Source organism: Portibacter marinus (assembly GCF_021533195.1).
GTDB classification, from domain to species: Bacteria; Bacteroidota; Bacteroidia; order Chitinophagales; family Saprospiraceae; genus Portibacter; species Portibacter marinus.
This window is the reverse complement of the sequence record NZ_JAJNKB010000018.1, coordinates 1-9,105: the sequence shown is the minus strand read 5'-3', so window position 1 is coordinate 9,105 and position 9,105 is coordinate 1. Positions and strand designations below refer to the sequence as shown.

Below are 9,105 nucleotides of genomic sequence, written 5' to 3'. Positions count from 1 at the left end.
CTATGGAAAAGCCGCATAGTTTTCCACAAAAAAATGTGGAAATTAAAAGAAGCAAAATATTATGATAATAATTAATATGTTATATTAATTCTTTAAGAAAACGGTCCCACTTTGTGGGGACACTTCAAAATAACAAACTTCTCTGTAATCCTAATAAATCCTTATTTTGCTACGTCCTTTATAACACCTCTTACGCACTATTAACCGTTATAATATGACATTAAAACGCATCAAGAAAAGCTATCTTCTAAAGAAATCATGTCGTCATGGATTCCAACAAAAGTCCGAAATCATTTTCATTGAAGATGGTAAAGGTTGTATAACTATAAATGGCCAAGTTGTGGAATTGCAAAATAAGCAAGTATTGGTTTTATTAAAAGGTCAAAACGTTTCCAATATTAAAAGCAAATGCACTGGATATTCGTTACGAATTAAAAACGGTTTCTTTCATCAAAATATCAAGCCATCTGAATATAGAATTTCATTAGATTATCTAAATGAGATTTCCTACAATAATCCGTTGGTCTTTTCAGCTAACTATGACAAGATCGTAAATTTGATATCATTATTTTTCTCTTTTGATAAGGATATAATACAAGTAGCTATCAAACCTTCAGTTATTAAGACAATCCTAAAAATATTAAGTGCTGAAGACTTACATGAGTTAGGCAAAAACAACAGGATTGTAGATAACTTTATTAGTATGATCAAAAACGATATTTATGAGTATTCCAACGTTAGTCATTACTCTAAAAAACTTAAGATATCTTCTAAATTTCTCTATAAAAGATGTAATAAAGTTCTAGGAAAAAGCCCTAAAGTGATAATTGATAATATTAAAATAGAAATGATTAAGCGCGACTTATTGTCTGGCAAAACAATTAAGCAAGTTGTATACGCATATAACTTTTCAGATCACTCTCATTTTACAAAGTATTTTAAAAAGAAGTGTGGCTTAACTCCCATTGCATTTATTAGAAAAAGAAAAAAGAGACTAGCAGTTTAGCATAGATAATCTGAGAAAAATATGAGGCTTAATAAGAATGAATACTACTTACTTCGTGGTCAAAGGTTTGTAATGAGATTAAATTTTGTTGTTAAGACTTAAGTAAAAAATACAAAACATATGTAAAAATGTACAAAGGAAAAAGTAAGATGTAGCTGTAGTTTTGAGAAAAAAGTTATGAAAAAAATTACAACCATTGTATTGTTAACGTTTGCTTTTCAGCAAATATGTTTTAGTCAAATAATGACGCGTATTTTACCAGAAAAGCAATCAGTATTTGATTACCTTCCACAAAATACTCCTGAAAAAATTAAATCTCTTTACCAGGAACCTGTTGATTTTGATAAAGTGAGGAGTAGAAATAAGAAAGACCGCAATAAGTCCCGTCGCGTTTCAGAAAATATAGAAACTAACTACGACCTCTCTGACGGTATGATGAACAGAAATAATGGCAAAGCTACTTGGGCCATTAATTTTAGAACAAAAAAAGCAAAAAGTTTAAGTTTTCATTTTGATGACTTAAAATTACCAGAAAGTGCCAGTATGTATATATTCTCAAAAGAACATAGAATGGTACAAGGACCTATATTAAGCGGTCATGTTTTTGAAGGTGATCTTGCTTCAGATATGATAAAAGGAAATAAAGCTACCATTGTTGTTTATTTAGATGAAGAAGATCTTGATAAATTCTATTTAAGGATTGTGAGTATAAATCATGGGATTCCTAAAGTTGATAATAGAGCTTTCGGTGACGCAGGTGCTTGCAACTTTGATGTCAGATGTTCAGTTGGAAATTCATGGACATTAGAGAATGATGCAGTTGGACTAATGACTAATGGAAATGGAATAGAATGTTCTGGTGCTCTAATTAATACAGAGTGTAACGATATGACGCCGTATTTTCTGACAGCTGAACATTGTTTAGCTGGAAATCTTAACTTGTATACATTTAGGTTTGGTTTTGAAGCAGAAACTCCAAGTTGTCCAGGAACAAGCACTGGCGATGAGGTAGATGAATATGTACTATTTACAGGTGCACAGTTAGTTGCATTTAGAGAAGATCACTCTGATTTCGCTTTGTTGGAGTTCAATAATGAAATTCTTGGTACGGAAGGGTTAACTGTTGCAGGTTGGAATCGGAGTACAAATGCTGCAACATCTGGCGTCACGATACACCATCCAGATGCTGATGCGAAAAAGATTTCAACATTTTCCACGACGGTTTCACGTGATGATAATTATCAGACGGGATTTGAATTATGGGTTGTTGATTGGGATAATGGGGTAACAGAATTCGGGTCATCTGGTTCTCCGCTATTCGATCAAAATAAGAGAATAGTAGGTCAACTCTGGGGAGGAAACTCATTTTGCGGTGGACAAACCCTGGATGATGGTTACGGAAGATTTGATAACTCATGGACTGGAGGAGGAACTAGTGCCACTAGATTAAGTGATTGGCTGGGAGATAGTAATCCTGCAACTTTTGTCAACTCTATGAGAGTTCCATATATTGATAATAACGACAATGAAGTCGTTTGTTCTTCTAATAAATCATTTACTTTAGTGAATGCTATTCCTGGCAGAAGCACCTCTTGGTCAGTAAGTCCTTCTTCTTTAGTAAATGTTTCTTCCGGGAGCGGTACAATTGCAACATTTCAAAGTAGCAGTAGTTCAAGTTCGGGTCTAGCTACCCTTACATTTACTCTTTCAAAATCTGGTTGTGATCCAGTAACTTTAAGTGAAACAATATGGATTGGAAAACCATCACTTGATTATGCTACAGTAAATGGGCAACCAGCACAAGGAACTAATACTTACAGCAACCCCCCAGCTATATTAAGAGCTTATGCTGAAAGCGCGAGTAACGTAACAAGTTATTCTTGGGAAAAAGTGAATGGTAATGGCAATATTTATCCTTCTTACAATAGTTGTAATGCTTACTCTTATCCATTCATGACAGTTAGAGCTTCAGCTAGCAACACTTGTGGTTCAAATAGTTTAGTGTTATTTTCGATCTATAACACGTCATCACAAATGATTGTCAACAACCCTACAGAAGATGTATTTTATTTAGATGTCAGTGAGTTGCGTAAAACCGAAATTGAAATTAAGCATATATCAGTCCTAAATGAATATGGAAATCAAGTAGTGAATAGAAGTGTTTTTAGGAGAGGTGAAGACAAAATCTCATTTAATTTAGCTAATCAAATTCCGGGATCATACACAGTTCGCATTGTAACAGATAGTGGGGTAATTGCAAAGAATGTTATTAAAATATAAAAACACAAAAATAGAAGAGCTGAGAATGGCTCTTCTATTAAAAATGAAAGTAATGGATAGAATATTCATTTGGCTATTATTAATTGTTGTGATTCCTTTCAATTTTTTAAATTCTCAGCAAACAGCAATAGTAATTGGTACTGCATTGAGCAAACCAGACACCAGAACTGAATTCTTGCTAGAAAATTGGCCTAACCGTGTAGTAGAGAGAATAAAGAATGACGATCCGAGCTTGGATAATGAATTCTTTGTTGCATTTTCATATGATGATTCAATTAAACAAAGTTTTTCCATGTCATATAGTCTTGGCCTAGCATTTAATCATAATGATTTTAGTCTTCCCATAAATAATAGATCATATTTCGAAGATCTTACTAAACCATTGTATGTTAATGACTGGTATATTAATGCAAACCTCTTCTTGAATTTTGAACCAAAGTATAAGGTCAATAAATTAAAAAAGGTAGAGCTGTTAATCGGATTAAGCAACGTAATAAGCTTATCATATTATAAGTTATTTTATAATTCTTTTAATATGACCAACGAATTCGACAAATTTCAATTGAATCTTCACTCATATGAATTATTTCCAAGTATAGAATCTAGGTTTAGAAAGGTTAGTATTATAGTAGACTATAGACTTTTTAATCTCAAATATCGAGACCCTGCTATTGCAAATAATGGAAAGCTCTTAGATTTAGTGAATCCAATAAAGTTTAGGTTTAGAATTTCATACTTCTTATCTTAAAACAATGAGGTTTTCAAGCACATCAAAATTAACAAGCACTTCATTTGAACCTAGGGTTTATTTCTTAATACATTACTTGGTATTCTAGCCTCGGGGCTATAGCTCTACTCATTGGTTGGGTTTCAATAATGACCCTTTGGCAGTTATATCGATAAGATTCACAATTAATTTATTGTAGATCTACAGTACCTCTGCATATCTATCTGTGCTTTTCAGCACTTAATTCTTTTATTAATTACTAATTAAAAATATCTTATGAAATTTATTTTAAACATTACTAATTTGATGATCCTGTGTTTGATCTCTGATTTACTTTCGGGTCAGGTCATCAGTCAATATATACCCGATTCTTCAAGTGCGATTGAAATTTTAGGTTATGATTTAAATCTTCCGACTGAAAAATATGAACTTACATTAGTTGACTTTGCTAAAGTAATTGCAAAGGATAAGCTTGAAGGAAAAGGGAATAACAGATTTGCAGTGCGAACCACAACGGAGTTCAGTAAATTGGATGGTGACACTTTGCGATTAGAAGATAAGATCATATGGACACTTAATTTTAGATCTCAAGCTAGCTCCCTAATGTATAAATTTTCAAATACACACCTACCAACTAGCGCTAAGATGTACATTTATTCCCGCGAGAAGAATTTTATTCAAGGACCGATTGTTTCATCAAATATTACAAATGGGATTTTTATTTCTGATATAATTACTGGGAGTGAAAGCCAGATAGTTGTAGTGCTTGACGACAACGATTTTGAAAGTCTTCAATTACAAATCCCTAATATTAGTCAAGGAATACCTTCATCAATCTTCCGCGATGATACAGGTTTTGGCAAAGCAGGGGATTGTCATTTTGATGTTAATTGCAGTCTTGGAAATGGTTATGAAACGGAAAGTGATGCTGTTGGACTTATTTTATGTGGGATGGATGAACATTGTTCTGGCTCCTTGATTAATAATGAGTTTGGTGATTTACGACTTTTTTTTCTGACAGCGCTGCATTGTACTAATGATAATGGATTTGATCCTGCTGAAGTAAGTTTCAGATTTAAATATGAAGCAAGTAGCCCAAGTTGTCCAGGTAATAGTTCTGGAAATGATGGTTCTGGTTCTTGGATTACATTCAGTGGTTCACAGTTGAGGGCATCTCATATTGATACAGATTTTAGCTTGTTAGAAATTAATGGATCGTTGCTAAATCTTACTGATCAACAAAGAGATGATATTGCATTAGCAGGGTGGGACCGTTCTGGAAATATAGCCACATCCGGACTTGGTGTTCATCATCCCGCTGGAGATGCTAAAAAAGTATCTTCATTTATAATTGATTCAGAAGCTAGCGATAATGGAGACCCTGGCTTAGACGGGACGTTCCATTGGCTGATTAGACTTGACCAGGGAAAGGTTGAGGGTGGTTCTTCGGGATCTCCTATATTTGATCAAAATAATAGAATATTTGGCCAAGCGGAAGGATCAGGAGCGACGTGCGATGTTTCTAGTGTTTTGGTTCATTATGGAAGATTTGATAAGTCTTGGACAGGAGGAGGAACAAGTAGCACCAGATTGAGTAACTGGTTAGGTGGCGGTAGTAATCCTACTACACTAAATTCGACAAGAGTACCTTATGTATCTTCTAGTTCAGGATTTCTAATATGTACTTCAAATAAGACTATCACATTAGAAAATCCAATTCCACAGAGAACTGTTACATGGTCAGTTTCTCCAAGTAATCTATTTGCTTCAGCAACGTCAGGAAGCGGAAGTTCTGCGACTTTGAGAGGTGCATCAAATTCAAATGGAGATGGTACTATCACTTTTACATTAAGCAAATCTGGTAGCGCAGACATATTGATATCTAAACCCTTACACATTGGTGCACCAACATTGGATAATGCTTTGGTAAACGGATCTCCTTCTCAGTCAACAAATGTTGTTCCAACTGGTGCTCATTTGTCAGTAAGTTCATCAGGTTCAGTACCGTACAGTTGGTCGGTTTACAATGGATCAGCAACAATTTACCCTAATGGTAATAATTGTGTGGTCTATTATTCGGGATTTGCGACAATAAGAGCTGAAGGCACTAACACTTGTGGAACAGCTCTTCTACATAACTTTAATTTATATAATCCAAATTCAAGTCAGAAAATAGAGGATAACATAAAATTAGCGAACCCTACCACTGGAATAACTTTCATTGATCTAAAGGGACTTCCTGACGATTCAGTTGTTAAAAATGTCTTGGTTTTTGATTCCCAAGCTCGTAAAATTATGGAATATAGTGAAGAAGACATGCCAGAATCGGGATTTGAGATTGACCTGACACAATATAACGCTGGAGTCTACTATATATCTTTGAATTTAGGTTATACAACATTGACAAAGAAAGTGGTGAAGCTATAAAAAGAGATTAGTTGAAGATAAAGATATTTATCTTTCACTTAAGATTTCTTTGATGTCACTCTCTACATTTAGTAGTTTTTGAACGGTCAGAATACCATAAATACTGTTATAGAGTTTTACTAATAAGGAAGATTTAAAATTAAATTATGATACACAACAACAACTATGAGAATTTACAGTATTCATCACTGGGTTCAAAGCTTTTTACTCTTTTGCTAGTATTAAGTTACTTTAACTTGTATGGTCAAAGAAGTATTGAATCTTTGAAATTTAATATTGGAACTTCACTTACGAAACCGGATAAGAGAGTAGACTTTGTAAGGCCGAACCTAGCAGACAACATTATTGATGGGAGACCATCGGTTTTAAATGAATTCTTTTATGGTATTTCTGGCGATATAGTTGTAAAGCATAATCTATTCTTTGAATTTGGAATAGGAACTTCTATAATCTTTAACAACGTGAATCGAAGAATAAATTACAGGTATTTTCATCCTCAGTATGAAATTATTCAATTGCGTTTATGGTTTAACGACTGGTACTTCAATACAAGTGTGCAACCACATTTAGGTCTTAGAAAGAAGGTTTTTACTAAGGGTGATTGGGATTATTTTATGGGATTAAACAACGCATTTAGTCTTTCTTTACATAAAATTATGTTTGGTCTTAGTAAGAAAGGTATCCATTACAGATTTAGTAGGTTTACTTTTGAACCTTTTGCTAACGAGACCTTTGTCACTCTAAGTATGAGAAAGGGAAGTAAAGCTTATAATCTTGATTTTCGTGCTGTAAATTTAAAGTTCATTGATAATGCATTAGAAAACAACGGTAAGAACATAGATTTTTACAACCCTTTCAAAGTAAGGTTGAGGCTTGTATATGACTTAGCTACGAGATGAAGTTTTTCATAAGTATAAGTATTAAGTTATGATTATTTAGGTCGATGGAGGTAGCACCGACGACCTAATTTTTTTTGAAGTAGGGTGTAAAGTGAAAAGGCGGTTAGTCTAGATTATCTGTATCCATCCCAGCAACTACACCTTTTCTGGGAGTAGATTTGCTAGCTGATCCATTTTAGTATCATTTATAACTTCGATTGTGGACTTCAGCCATTCATAGGGATTAACATTGTTAGCTTTGCATGTTGCGAAGAAGGAATACATCATCGCTATTCTTTGTGCACTTTGATGCGAACCGGCAAATAGATAATTCTTTCTTCCCAGCGCTAAAGGTCTAATTTTATTCTCTATGAAGTTGTTGTCTAATTCGATCCTGCTATCCGTGAAGATAAATTCTATTTTGGACCATTGCTTTACCAAATAGGTCATAGCTTTTCCAATAGGACTATTGGGTAATACCTCGATGCTTTTCTCATCTACCCATTCCCGAAGTTTTCGAATCAGTGGCAATGCATGTTCATCTCGATACTGCTTCCGATCTGGACTCTGCCTGGCTAAACGCTCCTGATTATAAATTTCTTGAATCTGTTTCAACGCTGATTCAGCTAATTCCTTATTCGAGTTCTTAGCTTCATAGAACTTTCTGCGTACATGAGCCATGCAGCCTGCCAGGTCAATATCCGGACTTGATTTGGCAATGCTATCATATACATGCCAACCATCACATTGAATAATTCCTTTGTACTTTTCAAGTACTTCTTTAGGTCCTGCTTTTCCTCGACCTTTTCTATAATCGAACAATACCAACCCTTTTACCGGATCATGATAAACCCACTGATAACCTCTATGAGTAGCCCCTTTTTTATCACTTTGTAGAACTTTTACAGGCGACTCATCTGCTTGTAAATACGTACTGCAATGTATCTGAGCTTTCAATTCATTATAAAGAGGTGTGAGAAGCTCACATAACTGATTAAACCAGTTGCCTACAGTCGAAGAGGATAACTCCCAGCGGTAATCTCTCTTAATCTGTTGGATCTGGCGATAGTAAGGCATGTGCTCTACAAATTTTCTAACCTGCAGCCATGCTATCAAACTAGGCTCTGCTATACATTTAGGCATCGGTCGGTCTGGTAAAGCAGCGATCAGTACATGTTCTCCATCTTTAGATACATATCTAGGTCTGACGATTCGCTTTTTGATCAAACTGGCTGGAGTATAGTCAACCATTTCTGTAACTTCCTGGCCAATGATCACCATATCAGCTAAATCACCGTCTGGACGTAATGTCTCTTCTTCACAAGGAAAGTGATCTGGAATAGGGTTCCTACCGGGATGTTTTACCTTTTTATGTACTATTTTGGAAGCAGAAGATTCATTCCTTACTACCGAATCAATATCCTCCTTTTCCTCTACAGATTGTCCAAAAAGATTGAGTTGTTCTACCGATGGTGAGTTGGGAATAAAGCGTTCTTTTTTATAACCATAAATGAGTCGTTTTATCTCTGCTAGCTCATGTTCCAGCTTAGCAATCTTTGCATCTTTTTCAGCTATTATCTCATCCTTTGACACATATTAAATATACTAATAATGTGTGACTTTATCCCCGTTTTCAGGCTCTTTTATATCGCTTTTTTCGTACTATTTTCTGAAGACTGATACCACTAATGATTAGCATCAAGGACTCCCAAGAAAGACTTACTTCTTGACTATGATCCTGTTCCATTGGCAGTTCAAAGGTGCCTTGCTCCAATCGCTTGTAATAC

7 protein-coding genes are annotated in these 9,105 nt (G+C 34.8%); 5 read left to right on the top strand and 2 right to left on the bottom strand.

Features of this window, described 5'->3' with window-relative positions:
• The first annotated feature begins 214 nt into the window (after positions 1-214).
• From L2567_RS20310 to L2567_RS20290, 5 genes are all read left to right on the top strand, one after another.
• Complete coding sequence (locus tag L2567_RS20310; protein ID WP_235299695.1) at positions 215-1,006, top strand: helix-turn-helix domain-containing protein; 792 nt, start codon at positions 215-217, stop codon at positions 1,004-1,006.
• Positions 1,007-1,183: 177 nt separating this feature from the next.
• Positions 1,184-3,286, top strand: coding sequence for a trypsin-like peptidase domain-containing protein (locus L2567_RS20305; RefSeq protein ID WP_235299694.1), 2,103 nt, complete (start codon positions 1,184-1,186; stop codon positions 3,284-3,286).
• Positions 3,270-4,034 (top strand): hypothetical protein, encoded by a 765-nt coding sequence (locus tag L2567_RS20300; RefSeq protein WP_235299693.1) that lies wholly within the window; start codon positions 3,270-3,272, stop codon positions 4,032-4,034. Before L2567_RS20305 ends, L2567_RS20300 begins: the two co-directional genes overlap by 17 nt.
• 255 nt (positions 4,035-4,289) lie before the next feature.
• Complete coding sequence (locus L2567_RS20295; protein WP_235299692.1) at positions 4,290-6,440, top strand: hypothetical protein; 2,151 nt, start codon at positions 4,290-4,292, stop codon at positions 6,438-6,440.
• A gap of 146 nt (positions 6,441-6,586) precedes the next feature.
• Complete coding sequence (locus L2567_RS20290; RefSeq protein WP_235299691.1) at positions 6,587-7,339, top strand: hypothetical protein; 753 nt, start codon at positions 6,587-6,589, stop codon at positions 7,337-7,339.
• A gap of 135 nt (positions 7,340-7,474) precedes the next feature.
• Here the strand turns inward: L2567_RS20290 and tnpC are convergent, their stop codons facing one another.
• Both tnpC and L2567_RS21400 read right to left on the bottom strand, forming a co-directional pair.
• Positions 7,475-8,911 carry an IS66 family transposase gene (gene tnpC, locus L2567_RS20285; protein WP_235299690.1) on the bottom strand — a complete coding sequence of 479 codons (1,437 nt, stop codon included), beginning with the start codon at positions 8,909-8,911 and terminating at the stop codon, positions 7,475-7,477.
• A gap of 40 nt (positions 8,912-8,951) precedes the next feature.
• Positions 8,952-9,092, bottom strand: coding sequence for a hypothetical protein (locus L2567_RS21400; protein WP_406626734.1), 141 nt, complete (start codon positions 9,090-9,092; stop codon positions 8,952-8,954).
• Positions 9,093-9,105: the final 13 nt, after the last annotated feature.

Coding starts and splice junctions, on each gene's coding strand:
- L2567_RS20310 (WP_235299695.1), top strand. CDS start 215: ATGACATTAAAACGCATCAAGAAAAGCTATCTTCTAAAGAAATCATGT.
- L2567_RS20305 (WP_235299694.1), top strand. CDS start 1,184: ATGAAAAAAATTACAACCATTGTATTGTTAACGTTTGCTTTTCAGCAA.
- L2567_RS20300 (WP_235299693.1), top strand. CDS start 3,270: ATGTTATTAAAATATAAAAACACAAAAATAGAAGAGCTGAGAATGGCT.
- L2567_RS20295 (WP_235299692.1), top strand. CDS start 4,290: ATGAAATTTATTTTAAACATTACTAATTTGATGATCCTGTGTTTGATC.
- L2567_RS20290 (WP_235299691.1), top strand. CDS start 6,587: ATGATACACAACAACAACTATGAGAATTTACAGTATTCATCACTGGGT.